The organism is Mycoplasmopsis agassizii (assembly GCF_002276225.1).
Taxonomy (GTDB): Bacteria; Bacillota_I; Bacilli_A; order Mycoplasmatales; family Metamycoplasmataceae; genus Mycoplasmopsis_B; species Mycoplasmopsis_B agassizii_A.
Genome location: NZ_NQNY01000006.1, coordinates 1 through 22,672, shown reverse-complemented (window position 1 = coordinate 22,672; position 22,672 = coordinate 1). Strand labels below are relative to the sequence as shown.

At 28.3% G+C, this 22,672-nt stretch carries 13 protein-coding genes; 6 read left to right on the top strand and 7 right to left on the bottom strand.

Annotation, left to right across the window (positions count from 1 at the left end):
- The first annotated feature begins 4 nt into the window (after positions 1–4).
- Both CJJ23_RS02315 and CJJ23_RS02310 read left to right on the top strand, forming a co-directional pair.
- Positions 5–214, top strand: a complete 210-nt coding sequence (locus tag CJJ23_RS02315; protein WP_095334767.1) for a hypothetical protein — start codon at positions 5–7, stop codon at positions 212–214.
- Between the two features lie 11 nt (positions 215–225).
- Entirely contained in the window at positions 226–879 is a 654-nt protein-coding gene (locus tag CJJ23_RS02310; protein ID WP_095334766.1) for a hypothetical protein, read from the top strand.
- Positions 880–1,044: 165 nt separating this feature from the next.
- Here CJJ23_RS02310 and CJJ23_RS02305 read toward each other — a convergent pair whose 3' ends face one another.
- A complete protein-coding gene (locus CJJ23_RS02305; protein WP_095334765.1) occupies positions 1,045–3,435 on the bottom strand; it encodes a PTS fructose transporter subunit IIABC in 2,391 nt (796 codons plus the stop codon).
- A gap of 39 nt (positions 3,436–3,474) precedes the next feature.
- Complete coding sequence (locus CJJ23_RS02300; RefSeq protein WP_095334764.1) at positions 3,475–6,810, bottom strand: SGNH/GDSL hydrolase family protein; 3,336 nt, start codon at positions 6,808–6,810, stop codon at positions 3,475–3,477.
- Positions 6,811–6,965: 155 nt separating this feature from the next.
- Between CJJ23_RS02300 and secG the strand changes: the two genes are divergently transcribed.
- The 3 genes from secG to smpB are packed head-to-tail and all read left to right on the top strand — an operon-like array spanning position 6,966 to position 10,643.
- Entirely contained in the window at positions 6,966–7,196 is a 231-nt protein-coding gene (gene secG, locus CJJ23_RS02295) for a preprotein translocase subunit SecG (protein WP_084232560.1), read from the top strand.
- A 33-nt stretch (positions 7,197–7,229) separates the two neighbouring features.
- The gene (gene rnr / locus CJJ23_RS02290) at positions 7,230–10,211 is read left to right on the top strand and encodes a ribonuclease R (RefSeq protein WP_095334763.1); all 2,982 of its coding nucleotides are present in this window, start codon (positions 7,230–7,232) and stop codon (positions 10,209–10,211) included.
- Positions 10,212–10,214: 3 nt separating this feature from the next.
- Positions 10,215–10,643: an SsrA-binding protein gene (smpB, locus tag CJJ23_RS02285; RefSeq protein WP_095334762.1), complete on the top strand. Its 429-nt coding sequence runs from the start codon at positions 10,215–10,217 to the stop codon at positions 10,641–10,643.
- A gap of 54 nt (positions 10,644–10,697) precedes the next feature.
- On the opposite strand, the gene CJJ23_RS02280 is transcribed toward smpB, so the two are convergent.
- Positions 10,698–11,450, bottom strand: a complete 753-nt coding sequence (locus CJJ23_RS02280) for a hypothetical protein (protein ID WP_095334761.1) — start codon at positions 11,448–11,450, stop codon at positions 10,698–10,700.
- 38 nt (positions 11,451–11,488) lie between these two features.
- Between CJJ23_RS02280 and CJJ23_RS02275 the strand changes: the two genes are divergently transcribed.
- Positions 11,489–12,160, top strand: coding sequence for a 16S rRNA (uracil(1498)-N(3))-methyltransferase (locus CJJ23_RS02275; RefSeq protein ID WP_095334760.1), 672 nt, complete (start codon positions 11,489–11,491; stop codon positions 12,158–12,160).
- Positions 12,161–12,195: 35 nt separating this feature from the next.
- Here the strand turns inward: CJJ23_RS02275 and CJJ23_RS02270 are convergent, their stop codons facing one another.
- The 4 genes from CJJ23_RS02270 to CJJ23_RS02255 all read right to left on the bottom strand — a co-directional run bounded on the left by CJJ23_RS02270 (position 12,196) and on the right by CJJ23_RS02255 (position 22,460).
- Positions 12,196–16,215: a hypothetical protein gene (locus tag CJJ23_RS02270; protein ID WP_095334759.1), complete on the bottom strand. Its 4,020-nt coding sequence runs from the start codon at positions 16,213–16,215 to the stop codon at positions 12,196–12,198.
- 203 nt (positions 16,216–16,418) lie between these two features.
- A complete protein-coding gene (locus CJJ23_RS02265) occupies positions 16,419–18,986 on the bottom strand; it encodes a hypothetical protein (RefSeq protein ID WP_095334758.1) in 2,568 nt (855 codons plus the stop codon).
- A 666-nt stretch (positions 18,987–19,652) separates the two neighbouring features.
- On the bottom strand, positions 19,653–21,317 hold the full coding sequence (gene argS, locus CJJ23_RS02260; protein WP_095334757.1) for an arginine--tRNA ligase: 1,665 nt from the start codon (positions 21,315–21,317) through the stop codon (positions 19,653–19,655).
- Between the two features lie 147 nt (positions 21,318–21,464).
- Positions 21,465–22,460 (bottom strand): hypothetical protein, encoded by a 996-nt coding sequence (locus CJJ23_RS02255; protein ID WP_095334756.1) that lies wholly within the window; start codon positions 22,458–22,460, stop codon positions 21,465–21,467.
- Between the last annotated feature and the right edge of the window lie 212 nt (positions 22,461–22,672).

The window sequence follows — 22,672 nt, the reverse complement described above, 5'->3', positions numbered from 1 at the left end:
AACAATGGATCAAAAACATTTAGAGTTAAAAAATGAATTAATTGAAACAATGGATCGGAAAAATCTTGGTCTGAAAAATGAATTAGTTCAGATCATTGATGAAAAAATTGATGAAGTTCGCCAAGAATCTAGAGAACAAAACGAAAAATTGAATAAGAAAATTGACGATCGTTTTGATCAACTTCTTGACGCTATTGAAAACATTAAAAAATAATTAGGAGAAAAATGTCAAAAGATAAAAGTGAAAATAAATTTTTAAGAGCAATTAAAACGATTAAATCTTTACCTGCTACTTTGGCTACAATCAGAAGAATAATTACCTGAATTTTTAAGAATTATAATGCTAACATTACAAAAAGTGTGGTTACACAGTTTAATGATGCCTCAGGTATTCAATACGATTTACAAATCAAAGGCGATCTGAAGAAACCTGACATTGAAACTATTTTCACAGGTGGAGGCGATGGTAAGGGTGGAACTGATAATTCAGGAATAGATCCTAAAATCGTTAAATACATTGATCAGAAAAACCAAGGATTAGAATCTAAATTAGTTACTACAATGAATCAGAAAAATCAAGAACTGAAAAATGAATTAATTCAAATTATTGATCAAAAAAATTTAGAACTAAAAACTGAATTAGTTGCTACTATGGATCGAAAAATTGATGAAGTTAGAAAAGAATCTAGAGAGCAAAATGAAATTTTGAATCAAAAAATTGATGAAGTTAGAAAAGAATCTAGAGAGCAAAATGAAATTTTGAATCAAAAAATTGATGAAGTTAGACAAGAATCTAGAGAGCAAAACGAAAAATTAAATAAGAAAATTGATGATCGTTTTGACCAACTTCTTGAAGCAATTAAAAACATCAAGAAGTAATTTTACTTACCTAAAACTATTAATACTTTTTAAAATCGTGCATAAGATAGCACGATTTTTTACTACTTTTAAATTCTAAATAAATTAAATTTAAAATTATTTTGCTTTTTAAAAATAAAAAACCTATTTCTTTTTTACAAGAAATAGGTAGATTTTAAAGTTTATTTAAACTTGTTGCACTTGTTTAACAGTTTTTTTACCAATACGGTAATTAAAGGCAGTAAATGAGTAAATAAATCCAAAGATCAAGTTTAAAATTCCGAAGAATAATAAGAATAATCCATAAATATTATTTTGACCTCAATTGTTTTTTGTAATTGAAGTTGCTGTTGTAGCAACAGCTATATCATTTTGGAAAGCTTCAATAACTGCTGAAAAATTCAAGGCTAATAAAACAATTCCAATGATTAAAGTGATGACACCTAACACAATAAAGAAATTAAATGCTACTAATTTTTTATGTTTTTTCATTGCTAGGTTGACTTTAGAATTAGCCATTTTTACTCTAACAGAATGTTTTCAAGTTGCAAAACTTGCCATTTTTGAAACCTTAGTTTCGCTAACTTTAACTTCTTTAGTTTTAAGAACTTTTAATAATAAACCGTAAACTAAAACAGTTGTTGCTGAACCAGCGATGATTGCAATGAAGAAGAATAAAATTCCTAGTCCAAATTGTAATCCTGAATTACCTACACCGATAAAATTACCACTAATTCCACCAACTATTCCAATTCAAGGTCCTCCGTGACCTACTGCTGAAGTCACTCCAAGAGCACCTGCGATTGCACCAGCAACTGCTGAACCGATGATATTTGCAGGGAAAACACGTTTAGGGTCGGCAACTGCAAAAGGAATTGCTCCTTCAGAAATACCAACAAATCCCATGATAATTGCACTAATACCTAAACCACGTTGATTTGCATCAAATGATTTTCTATAAACTTGGCTAGCAATTCCCATACCAATAGGTGCAATTGGAATAGCAGCTGCGACAATTCCCATTGGGTTTTGAATATTTTGATTTAACAAGGCAACTGATAAAACAAAGGCGATTTTGTTAATAGGCCCACCCATGTCAAAGCCGATCATGGCTCCAAGCACTAGACCTAGGCCAATTCCTACACCAACACGTGTAGCAATTGCTGATGATGCACTGCCTTCAAAGGCACCTCTTAATAAAATACTGATTTGATCCATCACATAACCAATTGGTGCACCGATTACAAAGATTGCTAAGAAAGCATAAAATAAGGTGACTAAAACAGGAATAATAAAAATTGGCACTAACGCAGAAACATTTTTGTTAATTGTTCAAGAATTAACTCATTTAGTTGAATACCCGATTAAAATCCCGAATAAAATTGCTCCAATGAACCCCATTGGTGTAGTCACTGCTGTTCCTGTAATTGGAAATAATAAGGAAGCATTATTGGCAACTAGCGAAACTATCATCGCAGGTGCTATTGCCGCCCTACCACCTATAGAATGGGCAATATAAGCACCAAGTACACCGATCATAACATTAAAAGCAATTACTCCCGCTTGGAAAATATAGTAAATGAAAGTTCCTTCAGGAGTTGAACTTGAACCATATAAAGCATTAGCTAAACCAAGAGCAATAGCAATTAATAATCCACCAAATATAATGAAGGGGATTAAGTAAGAAACCCCTGCTAATAAGTGTTTAACTACGTAAGATTTTTTCTCACTTGAGCCTGTATTTTGACTTTGGTTTTTATTTTCAGATGCAATTACTTTAGCTTCTTTAAAAGCTTTAGCAACTAATCCTTTAGGATCTTTAATTGCTTCTTTAGTGTTTGTGTAATAAACTTTTTTATTAGCAAAACGGCTCATATCTAAACCAATATCACTAGCGATTACAATATAATCTGCTTGATCAATTTCTGCTTGACTAAAAACATTTTTAGGTCCTACTGACCCATGAGTTTCTACCTTGACATTATGACCTAAGTCCTTAATTGCATTTTCAATTTTTTCAGCAGCAATATAAGTATGAGCCACACCTACAGGACAAGCTGTAAGCGCTAAAACATTTAGCGCTTGATGATTAGGTAAAACTGCTTGTTCAACTTTTACTTCAGTTTTAGCTTTTTCTTCGATTCTATTTAAAATAGCTTCCTTAATTTGGATGCGATCTTTAGAATCTACTAATAAGTTTTTAAAATCATTATCTAAAAGAGCAATTGCGATTTTCGATAACACTTCAACTTGAGAACTTGAGCGCTCTTTTTGAGGGATAAATAAAGCCATAATATAACGGCTATCTTTTCCATCAAGCGCTTTTCAATCTAGACCCTCACTTACTCTAAGATAAATAATTGCACTTTTAGTAATCTTATTACTTAAAGCATGAGGGATGGCAAAGCCATCTTCAAGACCAGTAGTTGTTTCATCTTCACGGTGAATAAAGGCTCTATAAATTTCTTCTTTTGAACCTTGTTCAATGATGTTTAACTTCTCTGCTGCAATTGATAATAATCAAAGAGCATGGTCTCGTGATTTTAAACTTTTGTCTAAAATAACTTCTACATTCATGTAAATCCTTTCAGAAACTATTTTAAACAAAAAAGATTTTTACAGCGAAAATAGTTTCAATTGGCGCTTTTTGTGAAAAATATTTTCAGTATTTGAGTCACTAGCACTAGCAAAAATGTCAATTGTTAAAGAAACAATTGAAACATAGCGAGGTTGTAAATCTTTTAAGAAAGTGATTACTATTTCAGTAATTTTATCGTTAAAGATGATTTTTTGAGTTATATATTTATTGATTTGGCTAAGGTTATTTTTTGCTACTTTTACATAGATAAAATCACTACTATTTTCTCTTTTGTACTTGACATTATAGAATGCATCGTGCGCTTCTTGATTAAAATAATCAGGAGAATTTTTAAACAATAAGTTCAAGTTTGCAATATTAATAGCCCTATTTTTTGCTCTTAAAGTAAATGTAATATCTTTATCATCTCCTTCGGCAATTCACGAATTAATTGAATTAGCAACAAAAACATTTTTAGGTAAATGATTTTTATATCATCTTGATAAATAATCAGATGCAGAAACATCAAGTAACGATTTGGTTTGTTCATTACTTAATAAATAAACTTTATCATCATCTTTTAATTCTCTTACTTCGTTAATAATGATTGCATTTTTAGAAATTTTTTCAGTGTTTAAATCTTGTCTTGAATAACCTTTGATAATGTAATCAATTAAAACTTCTGACATATTTTTATCAGGTTGAAAGCGATCAATTGTCGGCTTTTCTGAAGTACCCTTCATATAAATATAAATTAATAATTGGTCACTAGAATATTCTTTAAATTTAGTATTTTTATCTTGACTTCCATACATTGATTCAATCAAGTTATCATTCAATAAAAAAATGTCATTTGTATCACGATAATTATTAAAAAACGTAATACCCTTTTTAGTTGCACTAGAAATTCTTCGTTTTAATAAATAATAAATTCCATAATTTTCTCTAGCCCAATAAACTGATTTTACAGGTGTATTTTCATAAACAATTAATTGCAATAATGCATTAATTCTAAACATGTTTCTATAAGACCTAATGTCATAATATTTTCGATCAGGAAACTTAATTCTTGTCATTGTATAACACTTAGCAAGAGAGAAAAAAATTACATCAATAAACTTATTTAATGACTCATTTAATTTAAGTGCCCTTCTTCCAAATGAAATCGATTTTGAAGTATTTTTGGATTCAAAAATATATTTTTGAAACAATGTATGAACAAATCCCCCCCTGACATTTGCATCACTAAAAAAGTCTTCAATTCATTGATTAAAAATCTCTGTATTTTTTTGATTATTAAAAAAGTCCTTAACTCATTCTAAAATAAAATTAACAAATTCTGTTCTAACAACATTTTTTTCTCTAACTATATTTGATGATGTCTTTTTAAAAATTTCTAAATAATTATTTGAAGATATATCATAGAAATTGATATTGTTTAAAAATGATTTTGCAAAGCTAAAAATCATTTCTTTATTGTCGAAAACTTTAATTAATTCCTTAATTATTAATTGAGTTGATAAAATAAATTTTTTATCTATTACTAAATTATTAAATAAATTTGAAACTTTAAAACTAAGTGATTCTAAAAGTGATTCATTTGTTTTAATTATTCTTATAATTGATGGAATATAATGAAGAAAAGTTTTTAAAAATGCTTCTTTAATAACTGAAATAAAAAACAATTCCTCATCATCATTTACACTACCACTGTTTGCTTTTTCTTTTAATGTTTTTATTACATTCTTAATTACTGCTGAAATATTTTCAAGTGAAAGCAATTCATCAAAAATATAGCTAGCACTATCGTTTTTGATATTGATTCAGTTTTTAAATGATTCAATTAATTTAGATTTTATTTCAGTTTTTTCGTTTATGTATTGATAAATTAAAACAGATATTATATTCATGAATTTAGAAATATTTGAAGGTGTTTTCATTAATTCACTATTTGCAAATGATTCTAATAATAAAGACAAACTTTCAATATTACTTAATGTATTTGCAACTGTTTTTGAAAGTTCTTTAAAGTCAATTGTGTAAGAAACATCTTCTCTTATATTTGAATAAATTTGATTTTGGATCAAAACATATACATGATTAAAATAACGATAATTGATTATTGAATTTAAAAATTTAATTATGTTATCGCCTTCTAATATAAAAGATTGCAACATCTTATTATCATCAAAAGTGATCATAAATTTTGAAGCAAAAATGCTTTGCAATAATGATGGAATATATGTCTTAAAAAAGACACTTCCTGAAACAGTTCTATTAACTAAATTTTCAATATTAAATTGATGTTCGTATTGTTCAATAAATGAATCTTTGAAAAATAAATAATCATTTTTGTTTCCATAAATTATTAATTTAGTTTTATCAATTTGATTAGTAATTTGTAAAAAAGGAGTTAATGTTTTTTCATCTGCTTCTAAATATTTTTTATTTTCAGAATTAGTTAATCTTCCTTTTTTTGAAACAAGAATTTTAGAAATAATTTCTTGAGCAATTTTTTTATAACCATATTCGTTAGGGTGAATATCAAAGGTTGCTGAAGTTAATAAATTTTTATTTTTAAGTCAAAATTCGTCATCATAAATTTCAATGTAATTAATTGATTCATCTTCTTCTTTTAATTTTGAAATTACTTTTTTTAATGTTCCGTTTAATCATGCTAACATGTCCTCCGAAAAATTATTTTTTACATGGTGAGCAATTTTAAATTTCTTATCCAAAGCGTTTACTAGTTGAATCATAGGCATTGGATAAGATACAAAATTAATTACCACCGATTTATTATTTTGCCTAATATTTTGTACTAATCTTTTAACACCATTTGTAATATTCATAATTGTTTTTTGTTTCACAATTTTTAAATTTTTAAGTGCTTCATCAGAGAATCTAATATCAAAAAAAGTTCACAAATCATAAACAAATAATTCTTCTAAAAAATCATTTGCTCCTAATGAAATCGTTACCAAATTTGCCTTTTTTATATTGCCTATAAATTCTTCTTCGTTTTCTTTAAGTGGTTCATAAAATTTTGTTTCTTTTAGTAGTTCATATTTTTTTTCAAACAGTAAATTTCAATGCTCTAAGGTAGAACCAGATAAACCATAATTATTAAATGATTGCAAAACACCAGAATCTATTTCATCAATAAAGCGAGCTAAATATGCAGGGTATGAAAGGCCAATAATTTTTTTATAGCGACTTGATTGTTCACCAATCATTTTACCAGGATAATCTTGAGGCAATTTTGCATTTCAACCAGCAGAAATTGAATCACCAAAAGCAACATAACGAATGTCTTTTTTAACAATTTTTACTGGATTAAGTGATTTAGTTTTCTTCTTAGATTCTTCTTGCATCTTTGCCTCTTTAAATTATTTATATTTATTATTTTATAATTACTAATATAGTAATTATTTTACTATAATAGGTTATATTTATATAGCATCAAAAACAGTTATTCAGATGCCATTTATTTATTATTTTAAAAGAATAAACATCAAAAAGGAAAAAAATGACAGCAGTTTTAGTAATTTTAATACTACTAGGTTTAATCATTATTGTAATTTCTTTAATTATGTCACCAGATAGTAATGGTTTTTCTGGTGCCTTAGTTGGTTCAGGAGACTTAGAATTATTTAAATTTTCAAAAGAACGTGGTTTTAAAAAATTTATTAAATATGCCATGATCATCACTGGAATCATTTTTATTATTTTAGGAATTGTAATTAGAATTTTCTTTTAAAAAAACAAGACAACAACCAAAATTTAGGAAGCAATGAAACAAGAATCAAACACATTAAGAAATCAAATATTAGACTTTTTAATTAACAACTCACCAAAGGCATTCACTTTCTTAGAAATTGTTAAATCTCTAAGAACCTTAGTAAGTGAAAATCATGCTGTCTCTGATACACTAGCATCACTAGTTGAAGAAAGACAGATTATAAGAACTTTTGAAGATAAATTCGTTTATCTAGAAGTTATCAAAGTAGTTCAAGGAACTTTCAAATTATCACAACGCAGCTTTGGGTTTGTTGATGTAAGCGAGAACGAAAGTTATTTCGTAGCTCGTGAAAACTTTAATAATGCTTTAGATGATTATTTTGTCGAAGCAAATATTTATCGTGATACAAAAGATGAAAATAAAACTTTTGCAATCATTACGAAAAATATTGAAGAAAAAGAAACTTATTTAATTGGAACTATTGAAGAATTTAACAACATTAAATTCTTTAGTCCATATAATTTTCAATACAGACCATACCGTATTTTCTGAGATCGTCGATATGTTGATGCTATCGCTGACATTGTCCATGGTGACATTGTTAAAGCATTAGTAACTTCAGTTAACCGTGATCGCTTGGAATTAAAATTTATTAAAAAAATTAGCCAAGCTGATTTAGTACTTTCACCTGTAGATATTATTTTAGAAAAATATCAAGTTGATACTGCTTGACCAGCAAATGTAATTACTGAAAGCGAAAAAATTGAAAAAGAAATTAATCCTGATGAAATCAAAAATCGAAAAGATCTAAGAGAACAACTAATTGTTACAATCGATGGTAATGACACTAAAGATTTTGATGATGCAATTATTGTCACTCGTGAAGATAATTTATTTAAATTAGGTGTACATATTGCTGATGTAAGTCACTATGTTAAAGAAGATAGTGCAATCGATTTAGAAGCTTTAAAACGTGGTACTTCAATTTATTTACCTCATGCAGTCATTCCAATGTTACCCGAAAGTTTATCTAACGGTATTTGTTCACTAAACCCTAATGTCGATCGTTTTACAATGTCTGCTGAAATTTGAGTAGATAAAAATGGTGAGGTCGTAAAAAGTGAAATTTTTGAATCAGTTATTAATAGTAAACATCGTTTAACTTATGAAAAAGTTAATGAATATTACAAAGCTAAAGCAGAAAATACTTTAGAAGAATTTAAATCTCAAACACCTTCATTTAATGATGAATTAATGGTGATGCTTGATGATGCTTTAGAATTATCAGAGGTTTTAAAAGCTAAAAAATTACGTGATGGTTTTATCGAATTAGAAATTGAAGAAGCTAAAGTAATTTTAGATCATGAAGGTTACACTAAAGAAATTAAAGTTAATAAACGTGGTTTAAGTGAAGTTTTAATCGAAAACTTCATGGTTTTAGCAAATGAAGTTGTAGCGACTGAGTTTGAAAAGCGTAAATTACCCGGAATTTTTAGAATTCACGAAGCACCCGATTTTGATTCACTACAAAATCTAGGAGCAACTTTAAAAATTTTAGGTATTGATGTAGCAGTACCTCAAAGCGTTGACCCAAGGCAACTTGCTAAAGTAATTGAATCAATTAAAGAAAAAAGTCATTTTGACAATTTCTTAAAATTAATGGTTTTAAGAACCATGCAAAAAGCGATTTATTCAGATGTTAACAGAGGACATTTTGGGCTTGCTTCAAAAGCATATAGCCATTTTACAAGTCCAATTCGCCGTTATCCTGACTTAATTTTACACCGTATGATTAGAAGAATGATCTTGACAGATAAAAATAAGGAAAATGTTGAACATTTTCACCAAATTTTATCTTCAGTTGCAAAACAATCAAGTGAGCAAGAGCAAAACGGAGTTACAATTGAACGTGCTGTTAACGATATTAAAAAGGCTGAATTTTATAAACGTAATATCGGTGTAACTTTAAAAGCGCAAATCGTTTCAATTTTAAATTTTGGATTATTTGTGGAATTTGAAGATACTGTTTCAGCAATGATTCATATTTCTAATTTAATGGGTGACGAATACAAAGTTAATGAAAATAAATTACAAATTAGTGGACACCATAATAGTTTAAAAGTTGGTGATACAGTTGAAGTTATCGTTGTTAAAGTTGATGACAAACTAGGTAAAGTTGATGCTGTTTTAGCAAAAGATTATGATGCATATCTAGAAAAAGAACGTTTATTTAAAGAAAAACGTACTAACGATCGCTCAAAAGGTGGCGTGAATCAAAAATTTCTAGATCGCAAAAAAATCGATAATCAACAACGCGATGAAAGAATTCGCCGTGAAACTTATTCAGAAAGACCACGTTTTAATTCAGATTCAAGAAGACCTTATTCAAATAATTATGCAAACGACAATCGCCGTTTTGAAAGAAATGAGCGCAGTGAGCGACCTATCAGAAATAATTATTCTAATGATCACTATGGACAACAAACTCGTAGTTTTAATCCAGATTATCGACCTAGAACTAATGATTCATATCAACCTAGAGAAAGCCGTAATAACTATTCAACACCTAGAGACGGTGGTTATAGAAATAATAATTATGTCGATAAACCTAAAAGTTTTAATCGTGAACCTAATCAGTATAATTCTTATCGAAATAACGATGATAGACCACGCTCTAATTATGGAAGAAGCGATCAAGATTGACCACGAACTTATGAAAAACGTGAACCTTATGCACCAAGAGCAACTTACAATAATAATGTAAATGCACCCCGACCTTCATTTAATCGAACAAATACTTTTGATAAAGCACCAGCTCGTGATAACTATTCAAGAACAAGTTCTTTTGATAATGGCTTTAATAATGAATATAAGCCACGTTTTAGCGACAATTCTTATCAAAACAGAAAAACATATGGCGATAAAAATAAATACGCTGACAATCGTTTTAAACGTGAAGAAAAAGGTAGAGAAGAAGCAAAGCCTTACAAAAAAAGAAGTAGTTCTTTCTGAAGTGATAAGGATAACGATTAATAAATGAAAGTCATTGCAAGTAATAAATTTGCACGCAGTGATTATGAAATTCTTGATACTTATGAAGCAGGCATTGAACTGCTTGGCTGAGAAGTAAAATCAATTCGGGCAGGCAATATTAATTTAAAAAATTCATATTGCACTTTTAAAGATAATGAATTATTTTTAACTAATGCTTTTGTTAGCCAGTACATGTTAGTTGAAGCCAATGAAACAAGAACCCGTAAACTTTTACTTCATAAAAATCAATTAAAAAGAATTCAAGCAAAAATTGAAACACAAGGTTTAACCATGATTCCTTTAAAAATTTATTTTACTAAACGTAGTTTAATTAAACTAGAAATAGCAACTGTTAAGGGGATTAAAAAACACGATAAACGCAGAGTTTTAAAAGAACTTGAATTAGCAAAAGAAGTGCAAAAATATCGTTAATAAAAAAGTAAATCAGCATCAATTTTAGATGCTGATTTTTCGTATCTTTTTAAGCTAAATTTTTAAGTTTTTATTATTTTCTAATTCAATAATTTCAGTGCCAATTAAGTCAGTATCATCAGGGTGAATTGTACTCATAATTTTTGTCTTATTAAAAAATTGCTCATCAATATTTTTACGACTTACTTTCTCATCTGGATAAATTAAATTACGACTTAAATATAAACTTTCCATGTGCAATGATTCAGCCTTAAATTTAAATGGAGAGAATAAAAAGATCTGCACAAAAGATAAAATAATTAAAAAGATATTTCATGCCAGAAATAAATATATGAATCAAAAAAAGCTTTCTACTTTTGCAAATGAATAAAATAATAGTGACATTGAAAACGCTGCACGAAGGTGTTTAAAAATTTGATAGTAAAATCCTATTGAACAAATACTAATTGAATGTTTAGGATATTTTTTTATTTTCTTTCCTAGCAATAAATCTTTATGTCTTAACTTTCTAAAAATATAAAGTCTAATTTCTTTAAACGTAAATTTACGAATTTTGATGTCAATGATAATCATCATAAAAAGTGTTGAAATGCCCGTAATTAGGGCAATTACGATCGCTAGTGTTTTAACATTTTCGTTGCTTCCTTGATTATCAATAAAGTATCAGGCTCCTACTGCTAAAAAAATTGTTATTAAAATGAAGGCAGCTAAAATAATTAACATGCCTTTAATAAAATCACTACTAATATTTAAATTAAAGTTAAATCTTTTTTTCTTTTTATCTTGTTCTTGGTAATTATTTCTCATCTCTTAATTTTAGTTTAAAATTTAAATGTAGGTGAAAAATGAATAGATTTTTTGTAGATAAAAAAACTGATAATTTGTTCATCATTAGTGATGAACAATATAATCATTTAAAAGTAATTAGAGCACTTGAAAAAGAATTTATAGTGGTTTTTGAAAGCAAATTTTACAAGGTAAAATTAGTGGATAAAAAGCATGCTCAAATTATAGAAGAATTAAATTTAAATCATGAATATGAACAAGAAGTTGTTTTAGCAGTTGGCTTAATTGATTGAAATAAATTTGAATTTATTTTAGAAAAAGCAACTGAATTAGGGGTAACTAAAATCATTCCTTTTACTTCAAATTTTACTAATTTTAATGAGCAAAATTTTGAACGTAAAAAAGCAAGATTTATGAAGATAATTAAAGCTGCTGCACAGCAGTCTTTTCGCAATCAATTACCTATTTTAGATGACGTAATTAAGTATGAAAATTTATTTAAAAATCACCAATTGAAAAATATTTATTTAGCTCATAGCGATCTAAATGATAGTCAAAATAAAATAAATAGTTTTGATCAAAACTGTTTATTAATAGTTGGTCCTGAAGGTGGCTTTAATAATTCAGAAATTGATTTAGCACTTAAAAATAATGCACAAATAGTTTCTCTAGGTAAAACAATTTTAAGGGCAGAAACTTCTGCCTTAAAAATGTTAGCGCTTGTAAAATAGTAAATAAAAAACAGCCTTTTAAGGGCTGTTTAATTTTATTCTAAGAAGTAAATTTTATCAATTCCAACTCGAGCAGTTACTCTTTGTTTACTATCAACATCATTAACATCTTTTAAGAAGTTTCATGAAGTTTCAGGTGCTCATGAACGGTATTTACTTTCTGCATTAGTATCGTATTCATGTTTACCTTTTCAGTATCAAACTCTGAATTGAACTATGTCTCTTTTGACGTTTGTAGTTAAAAACATCATGTAAGTCACATCATTAACTGAATCATAGAAACCGATTGGAATTTGATTAACATTTAATGCATCTGCAGTTAATACTTTTAAATTAGTAATTGTTCCAATTTCACTTCCTGAAGGATAAACAACAACTTTATTTAAGTTAGTTGGTAAAGTTATACCTGAACTGAACTTATTATCAGGATCGCTAATAACTGATCATTTTGCATCTTTTTTAGTGCTTCAGTAATTAATCTGATCAATTGATTTTAATGGTGTACTTTGTTCGTAATAAATTTTTCCATTAACTGAAGGATTAACAATATCAAAAGTTAATAATAATAAATCTTGAGGTGTTTCATCATTATTATAAATTAAATCACTACCTACAAAATTTAAGGTTGATCAATTCAATGTGTCAGGGGCATCCATGATTTTCATTGATTGGTTTGCTCACATTAAATTACTATTTGAAGTTGTTCAAACAATTTGGTAAGCAATAATTACGTTTTTAGATTCAGTTTCAGATTTTTCTTTAACTTTTAAATAAATTGTGTCAACAATTTTATTACTTTGCACTTCACGCTTACTTGTTCAAGTTTGGTTATAGTTTTCAGCTGAAGTATTTATGTCTGTATATTTACCTGTTAATGAAGCAAATCCTGGTGTATAAACTTGGTTAACATCGCTATAGCGATGTTGAATTTTCATTTTTAATAATTCAAGATTTTGCCCTTCTAAGAAGATGCTTGGATTATTAACATCGCTTGAGATAGCATTATTATTTAAATTATTAATTACTAAATCAACACCTAAGAAGTTTGAATCATGAACTTTATTATTAGTATTTACTGTTAAATCATCCTTAATAATTTTCACTCTGAAGCGAATTTCACCTTTGATAGGATCCATGCCTGCTATATCTACATTAGTTTTATAACCTTGTTTTAATAAGTAACCTTCTAAAGCAGGAACTTTGAATGAAGTTCACTCACCAATTAATGCTAAACGGCCTTCAATAGTTGATTCTTGTAGTGCTTTAATTGCTTCATTGAAACTTAAATTATTAATAGCACTAGCAGTTTGTTTGTAGTTTGCATAGGCTTCTTTAACATATTTAGCTCTTGATTTTAGGTTTTTAAAAGTAATATAAACTTTTGAACTATAAATTCCACTTCCTATGTTGTTGTAGCCACTATAACTATAAAATACTGTTAAAGCATAAACAACTGTACCGTCAAAATCGCTTGTTTTATCTGCTGTAGGTTCTTTAACTCAAGTTAAAGAAACATCTGTTGGTAAAGCACTTAAATTTTCTTGTACAAGTTCTTTTAAACTAGCAACACCTGATAAATTTAAATTAACTTCGCTAGGTAAAACATTTGCAAAACTTGAACTGTCTTTAATAGTTAAAGTAGGTGGTAATAATTTTAAGAATTTCTCACCGTGATTTACATCTATTTCAGTTGCCAGTTGATTTAAAATAAAGGTTTTGCTTGCATAATTAGGTGAAGGAATGTTTGAATTATTAACGATTCTGCCATCTTTAGCTAAAGCAATCGTGAATTTTAAAACACCGTTTTGATTACTTTTTTCAACGATATTAAAGACAACTGTATAGCCACTTGGAACAGTCACATTAAATTTACTTGATGCATTTAATAAGGCATTTAAGTTAGTGAAATTTTTTTGAATAGGTTGTAAAATTTCATCCACGCCATTAGCTAGAATTTGTTTTGAAACTACTGCTGTTAAGTTAGTACTATGTGAAGTTAGTGAATTATAAAATGTTTTTACTGCACTAGATTGTGCTGAATCTACTACTGAAGTTTGTGAACTTCTAGTTGCAAAATTGTTGATAAAAATGCTTTTTCCAAAAGTATTTGAATTAACACGACCACTGATGTCGTATGTATTAACTCCGTTTGAAATTCTTAAATTTAAAGTCACACCACGAGTGGTTGTGTTAAATGCTGAATAATTTAGATTAACTTCTAATTTGTATCCACTAGGTAAATTAGGTAATTTAGTTGTTAATAAACTATTTAAATAAGTGTAAGCATCATTTTTATATTGTGCTTGTAAAAATGATTTTAACTCATCAACTGTTAAAGCTTTACCTGTATTATTTAATGTATAAGCAACATTGTTTTTTAAATTTGTGTAAAACGAAGTAACTGTTGGTTCAACTTTAGATAGAATTGAATTATCAACTTCATGTTGCGAAGAACTTACTTTGCTAAAACCTGTAAATGTAACATTAGCGCCTGCAAAACTTGTAACTAAATTTCCTGAAGTGTCATATAAATTTGCATTATTAGTTGCAACTGAACTAAAGACATTAACTTTGAAAGTTAAAGTTCCATTTGCATCATTTGCACTTAAAGAATTAGCGACTATTCTAGCTTGTAAACCTGTTGCTAAAGTAGGTAAACTAGTTAAAGTTAAATTATTTAAAGCTGAAAAAATATTAGTTGTACTTCCTAATGATTTTAATTCTTCTAAAACAAAACCTGCTCTATTTGAAGCGTTACTTGTAGTAAAGGTTTTGTTGTTAATTGCTGTATAAAAAGCAGTTGCACTTTGTTTTAATAAAGCATCATTAGGATTAGAAGGAGTAGTTGTGCCACCACTTCCAGGTCCACTTGGTGCAACTGCTTGCTCTGTTGCTAAATTAGTAATTGTCATTAACTTGCCAGTGTAGTTTCTATTTACTAGACCAGTTGTGTCATAATAATCACTACCTTTTTTAAGTCTTAGAACTAAAATAACGCTGCGTGAAGAATTATTAGAGGTTGATAAGTTGCGATTAATTTCTAAAGTAAAACCACTAGGTAATGCAGCAATTTGGGTTGTTAAGAAGTTGTTTAAAGTAGTTGGTGTAACACTTGTTAGTGCTTTTAGTTGATTTAAATATTCATTAGCTGTTAAAGTGCTTTTGCTTGTAATTGCACGATTTGTTGCAACTAAATTAGCATATCAAGTTTTAACTAAAGCAATGTTAGGATCAACTGGCACAACTGGGTTAGTTGTGTTTTCATTAGTTTTAAAGCCTCTCACACTCATAGTTACACCTTCAAAAGAAGCTTGTGCATTACCTGCTGTGTTATATCTAAAGCCACCAATATCTAATGCTAATTTAAATGTCAAAGTACCTGTAACATCATTTGTCGTAATTGTATCAGCTACGATTGTAATTGATGATTTATCAGGAACAGAAATGATTGATTCGGTAAAGAAGATATTATATGAAACATCATATGTGGCTGTGCCACTTTTAAAATATGTATTGACAAAATCACTTGCACTGCTTAAGCCAGCGTAAGCACTTGTTAAGTTTAAACTTGTTGGTAGTGAATTATAAAAAGTCTGTGCTTGTTGCTTTACAGTTGCATCAGTTTTTAACCCATTAATCATAAAAGTTGCTTTTGAAGTTACATTATTAATTGTCACTTCAGCATCAACAGTAACTGATGAAGATTGCTCGCTCGGTTCATAAACCTTGATAATCTTATTAACAGTTACTTGTTTAATTGTTTCTTCACTTAAGTCACTTGTAAAACTTTTAAAGCTTGAGAGAAAATCACTAGCTGAGACAGCATCTAGTTGCTTGTAAATATCTTTAGCACTAAAAGTCTGTGAAACTGCATTTGCTTCATAAGAGCGTGAAATCGTTTGCGCTGTGATTGTTGATAAATTTGGGGGGGTGCCAGGAGGGTTAGGATCTGCTGGATTTCCATTATTTGAACAAGCAATCACAGTAGCAGAAATAGCTGCTACTGAAGTAAGAGCAGAAATAAATAATCATGACCTTCGATTTAATTTTTTCATATATCTCCTTAAAAAAACAAATCACTGACACGCAAAATATATACCAATTCCAAAAAAAACGGGTTAAATAGTTGATTTTGGACTATTTTTCCTGCTTTTTGGATAAATATGCTTTGCATAGCATTATAGTAATTTACTTTTTTGTAAAAAATCGAACTTATATAAAACACCAACAATTAGATTAATTGTTGGCATTAAATTTTTTATTTTGCAGTTAGCTCTGTAACTTTAATTTGAATTATTGTTTCGTAGAAGCTGTTTGCATCGTCTTCTTTTTGTTTATATGAAACTTTTAAATTTAATAGCCCAGTAGTTAGACCACTTGTTCCAGGACCTGATGGTAATAATGATTCAAAAGTTACTGTTTTAACAGAATTTTCGATATCAAATTTTGCTAGGATTGCATCAATAACACTTGCTTGATCTTCTGGCAATTGTGCTTTAAATTCATCCATTGAAGATTTATCTTTCATTGCATCATTAATTTCAGCAATTGAAGTATTTTCTTTAGATTTTAAAGTAGTTCCTTGATCTGTAGCAGCTTTTAGTGAAGCTTGCTCAGTAGTTAATTTAGAAATAATTGCTTCTGTAAGTTGAACTTTTGCAGCGAATTCTTGATTTTCTTTTTTAAGAGTTTCAATTTCATCATCTGTATAGAATCCAGTAATTGTTAATTCAACATCTTGAGTATTTGATGCACCAACTAAGTTAACTGTTACAGTTGCTTTAACAACTTTGACAGTTGTAGTAGTAACTGCTGGTGTTTCTTCTTGTGGAGTTGTGCTTGAAGTTGAACCATCACCCGAACCTGTTCCTGAAGAAGTACCATCTCCTTCTGAACCTGCTGTTGATCCACTTGTGGTGTCTCCTGATCCTGTTGTTCCAGCATCTGAACCATCTGCATTACCTGCAGTTGTTCCACCTTCTGAACCAGTAGTTGCATCTCCTGATCCTTCTGTATTACCTGTAGTTGCACCATCTGTTGAACCAGTTGAATTTGTTCCAGTGTCTGCTCCACCTGTAGTTCCTGCAGAAGCAGAAGAATCTGAAGTTGTTTGTTCTTCAACTTTTAAAACAATGCTTACTGATGTCGCTTCATCTAATTTTGCTTTAATTTCTGTTTCGTTTGTCACGAATTCGTAAATAAAGTCAATGTTTGGATTAGGTGTTGCAGCAAAAGTTGTTGCTGTAAATTTAGTTGCACGATCTTTATCGTAAGTTAAAGTTTTATCTTTAAGTGCATCAACAATTTCTTTTAATTTAGCATCTTGTTCAGAACTAATTGCACCTAATTCTTCAGTTGTGTATAGACCTTTAATTTTTAGGCTTACAGTTTTAGCACTTGTTGAGCCTTCTTTATTAATAGTGAAACTTGCAGTAACTTCAGTGTTATTTCCTTCAACTGCTTTTAGAGTTAAGTTAGCACCTAATTCTAGATCTGCTAATTCAGGTGTTAATAATGCTTGTGATTCAGAACTTAATAAACTTCTTAGTTTTTCAAGAGTTAAAGTATTATCTGCTACTAAAGTTGCAACTGTATAGTTAGTTGTTCCACCTTTAGCATATGTTAAATCTAGAGCATCTAGTTTTGTAACTTTTGCTTCTAATTCAACATCAACTTCAGTCTTATTAGCTTCTGTTGGGAAGTTGTTAATTAAAGTTTCAACAGTTTGAGGTGTTGTTGCATTATCTCTAGTAATTGTTGTACTTAATTTAACAGTTGTACCATCAACTGTTGCTTCAATACTTGAAACTGTAACTGAATCAAATGCTGTAGTAACTTTTGTATAGTTATCGTTTTGTAAAACGACTGATTTTAAGTATTCTAATTTTTCAGCTGTTGTAGTTTTTGTTTCTAATGTAGTTTTAAATATTGTTGCAGTTGTATTTACTTCTAATCCTGAATTATAAGAAAGTGCTACACCTGTTAATTCATTTTTTAAATCAAGTAATTGTTTATCAATTACTTCAGGATCTGTTTCAGCTGCAAAACCACTTACAGTTGTTGAAATAGTTCTATCAGCAACTTCTGCAGTAGCATTTTCCTTATTAATAACTGTTGAAATTACAACATTATTTCCACTCATTGTTGCAGTTAAAGAAACTACAGTTGCTTTTGCTAATTCAGTTTCGAATGTAGTTAAGTTAGCATTTGCTGTTGAAGCTGCTTTTAATACTGCTAATTTTGCACTGTTATCTGCAGCAGCATTAAAGTCTGTTAAAAACTTATTAGCAGTTTGATTTGAAGCTGCTGTTAGAGTAACATTTGCAAGTGCTGCTTTAATTGCTGTTAATTCTCTGTTTGCTTTTTGGCTAGCTGTTTCATCTGTTGAAACTTTTAATCCATTTACTGTTACAACTGCCGAATCTTTAGCATCATTTAATTGAAAACTTAATGTAACTTTTACTTGGTTAGCATTTGTTGAATCAACTGCTGCATTTAGAGCAACTGTTACACCTGAAGTATTAAGTGCTGTTTTTAAATCACTATTAAATTGTGCCTTTGTAGCATCGTTTAATAATGCAGAAACTGAGTCAATTTTTTGAGTAATCGATTGTGTTGCACTAATTCCATTAATAGCAGCTACAAATTCAGCAGCAGTTTTATCTCCTTTTGCTGTTACAGTTTTATTATCGACAGAAACTTTAATGTCAGCAATAATTGTTAAATCTGATCTTTTAGGATCTGTTTGTCCACAAGAAATGGCAACTGCCGCTACAGAAACAGACATTATTCCTGCTAAAGGTAATAAAAATTTAATTTTCTTCATATTTTATATATCTCCTAGTGTCCTTAAAATTTTGCGTTTTAAGGCTTATTTTTACATTATAATTTTACCAGTTTTTTAAAATTAGTCTATATTTTTAATTGTTCTAATTTTTTTTACAAACTTTTAAAATTTCACGATCGTTATTATTTCAGGTCTTCTTACAACTGTTATCAGCGAACTTAATCCTGGAATAACTTTTAAATATTACCCTATTTTTTAAAAAAACCTGATTTTTTTAATTTCCAAGGTTTTTTTGCAGAATTTTATTTTTTCTGCTTAGTTTAAGTTTAGTTAGTTAATCTTCATTGATAAAAATGTTATCAGGTTATTTTCAAATAACCTGATTAAGTCGCTATTAATAGTAAATTCTAGAGGTTTTATGCTAGATAAACTAGTTAAAAGTTATTGAAATTTAAAATAAAAAAAGAGTCGCTAGGACTCTTTTACCTGAACGCATGCGCCTTGCATGTCAGCCCCTTCCACACTTGAGAACATACTAGTTAGACAGTTATAAAAACTCTTTCTCATATCTTATGTTCTTTAGCAACTTCTATCACGGCAACGGGCAATACTGATGTGATAGCTTTAACACTAATGTGGGTGATTAATTTGCATAAATATTACTTATGAATCGATTAATTATATTTTAAGATAATTAATTTCTATCTATTTTTGCATCTTATTAGGTGAAGAAATACCGATTAGATCAAAACTTAATTTCATAATTATTTGTGTTGCTTTTACTAGTGCTAATTTAGAAATTTGATTTTCTGAATCAATAATTTTTTCTTCTGCATAAAAAGCATTAAAAGCATTTTTTAGATCAATTAAATAAGGAATAATTAAGTTAACTTTATAAGTTCTAACAATTAAATCAAAGATGTTTTTAAATTCATTTAAAAACATAATAAGTTGTCTTTCTTTATCATTAGTTAATTGACTAGAAGTGACATTTTTAGTGCTTGCTTTTTCTAATAAAGAAACGGTTCTTACATAAGAATATTGCACTGAATAAACAGGGTTATCTTGACTTGCTTCATTTGCTTTATTTAAATCAAAATCCATTTTTGTATTTAAATCACGAGCAATCATATATCAGCGTAAAGCATCAACTGAAGAATAATTTAGCATCTCTCTAAGAAATAAGCCAGTACCTGCTCTTTTTGACATTTTAAATTCAGCGCCATCTTTAATTAACCTTACAAGTTGAATAATTTCAATATCATAATTAGAAGAATCGTAACCTAAAATATCAATTGCAATTTTTACACGTTTAACATAACCACCATGATCAGCTCCTCAATAAGCAATCAACTTATCAACGTTTTGAAACTTTTTATTATGGTAAGCAATGTCTGGTAAAAAGTAAGTAAAGGTTCCATCTTTTTTAATTAAGACACGATCTTTATCATCACCAAAATCAGTTGTTTTTAAAAACAAAGCGCCATCTTTTTCATAAGTATGTTTTTTAATTTTTGCCATTGCATCTTCAATTTGTTTACCATATAAAGTTTTTTCACTAAAAAATAAATCATGCTTAATATTAAAAAGTTGCATGTCTTTTTTAATTTCATTCAGAGCAATTTCTGTAACTAAATTTTTAAATTCAGGGTTAGTATAAAAATCATCTTTTTGATTTAAAAATTTATCTTGATATTTATCTTTAATGATTTTTGCAAATTCAATAATGTCTTCACCTTTATAAGATTCTTCAGGTAAAGTTATTTCTTTTCCAAATAATTCTAAGTATCTTAAATAAGTACTTTGACTAACTATATCAATTTGATTACCTGCATCATTAACGTAATATTCCCTGATTAAATCATGTCCTGCATGAATTAAAAAATTATTTAATGTGTCTGCATAAATTGCACCACGTGCATGACCAAAATGTAAAAAACCAGTTGGATTAACTGAAACAAATTCATCATTAATTTTTAATTTATGTTCAACTGAATCTTTTAAATAATTTGATCCTTGTTGATTAATTAAATTTACAATATCAATTAAAATTTGATCTTTAAAAATGAAATTTAAAAATCCTGGAGATGTTACTAAAACTTCTTTTATTAAATTAGATTCTTCAAAATATGTTTTCATTTTATTTGCTAAATTTAATGGATTAGTTTTAAAATTTTTAGCATTAACTAAAGCAGCATTAGAACTAAAATGATAAAACTTTTTTTCTAAATTTAAATTATCAGGAATCTTGGTTTCACCGATAAAAAAGTCATTTATTTTAATTTCTGAATCTGATTCAAAATTAGATTCTCTTATTATTTTATTTAAAATTTCAAGTGTTAAATTTTTAAGTTGAGTTTGTAAATTCATATCTTTTATTTTAACAATAAAAAACGATTTTAAATTAATGATTTAATTAATTTATTTAAACAGTTTTTTGCTAATTTTTAATCACATCAAAAGAATAAAAAAAACCTAGAGAGTAAATCTCTCTAAATTTTAATTTAATTTTTATAATTAATTTTTCGGATTAAAAATTATTTCTCATTCGTTAAAATCAAATTCAGTTAATTCAGTTTTTTCAATTGGAATCATGAATGAATTTAATCTCCCAGATTTATCAACTCAAACTGCTGTATTTACAATGAATTGTTCGCCTTCATTTGTTTCGGGTTTAGCTCCTGTTTTTAAAGTTAACTTTTTGTTTGTAACATCAATTTGATAATCTTTTAAATCAATGCCACCATCTAATCTAGATACTGCTTCACCACTATTTATAATTGTCCTATGAAAATCTTTTATAAATAAGTAATTATATTTTTTAAAATCTAATTTTGATTTTATAACATCAAAATTAAAAGTTTTTGATCATGGCATATATCTTTCTTTAAAATAAGCAGTTTCATCTTTGACATTTTCAAGATCAATTTCAGGAGTGATCTCTTTATAATAATTTAAATATTTAAGTTGCTCTTCATCTGTTAATCTTAAAGCTTTTTTTAAATCATCATCACTTTTAATTAAACTAATTGATTTTTGATAATCTTCAAATCTTTCTTGCGTTGCTTTATCAACTACATAAAAATTACTTTTTAATCATTCATGTTTCGAAAATTTCTTGTAATCTCATTTTGCTTTGATTCCAAAATATTGGAAAAGCAATTCATTATTAAAAGCTTTTTCATCATCACTAGTTTGAAAACCTTGACCCGTAATCACCGAGCCATTTGCTTTAACAATTGGAACACTCATTGAAACTAAAAATCTTTCAGTTGTAATTGCTCATTTAAAATCGCTGAATGTGTAATCTTTAAATCCATATGTGTTTAATTGCACATATGGTTTATCACCTTCTTCAGTTTTTTTCTCATAAACTGCTGCTTTTTTTCAAATGGTTTCAGGATGTTGGCTACATGATATAAAAGTTATTATTGAAGCAGCACTAGTTATTGCTGTTGAAGCAAGAAAAAGATGTTTTCATTTTTTATTGCTTTTAGTTTTTGAACGGAACATAAAATCCTACTTTCTCATAAATTGCTGAAAATATTAAAATTTGCTTTCAACATTTTCATTTTAAATTATAGCAGTCAAGATTTAGCTAGTTACAATTAAGGTAAAAATCTGCTTAAAAATGAAAAAATTTTCATTCCCGCATCGGCCTAATAACTGCAACAGAAAGGTTGTAGTTATTTTTTATAATATAAGTAATATGAAATACAAACAAG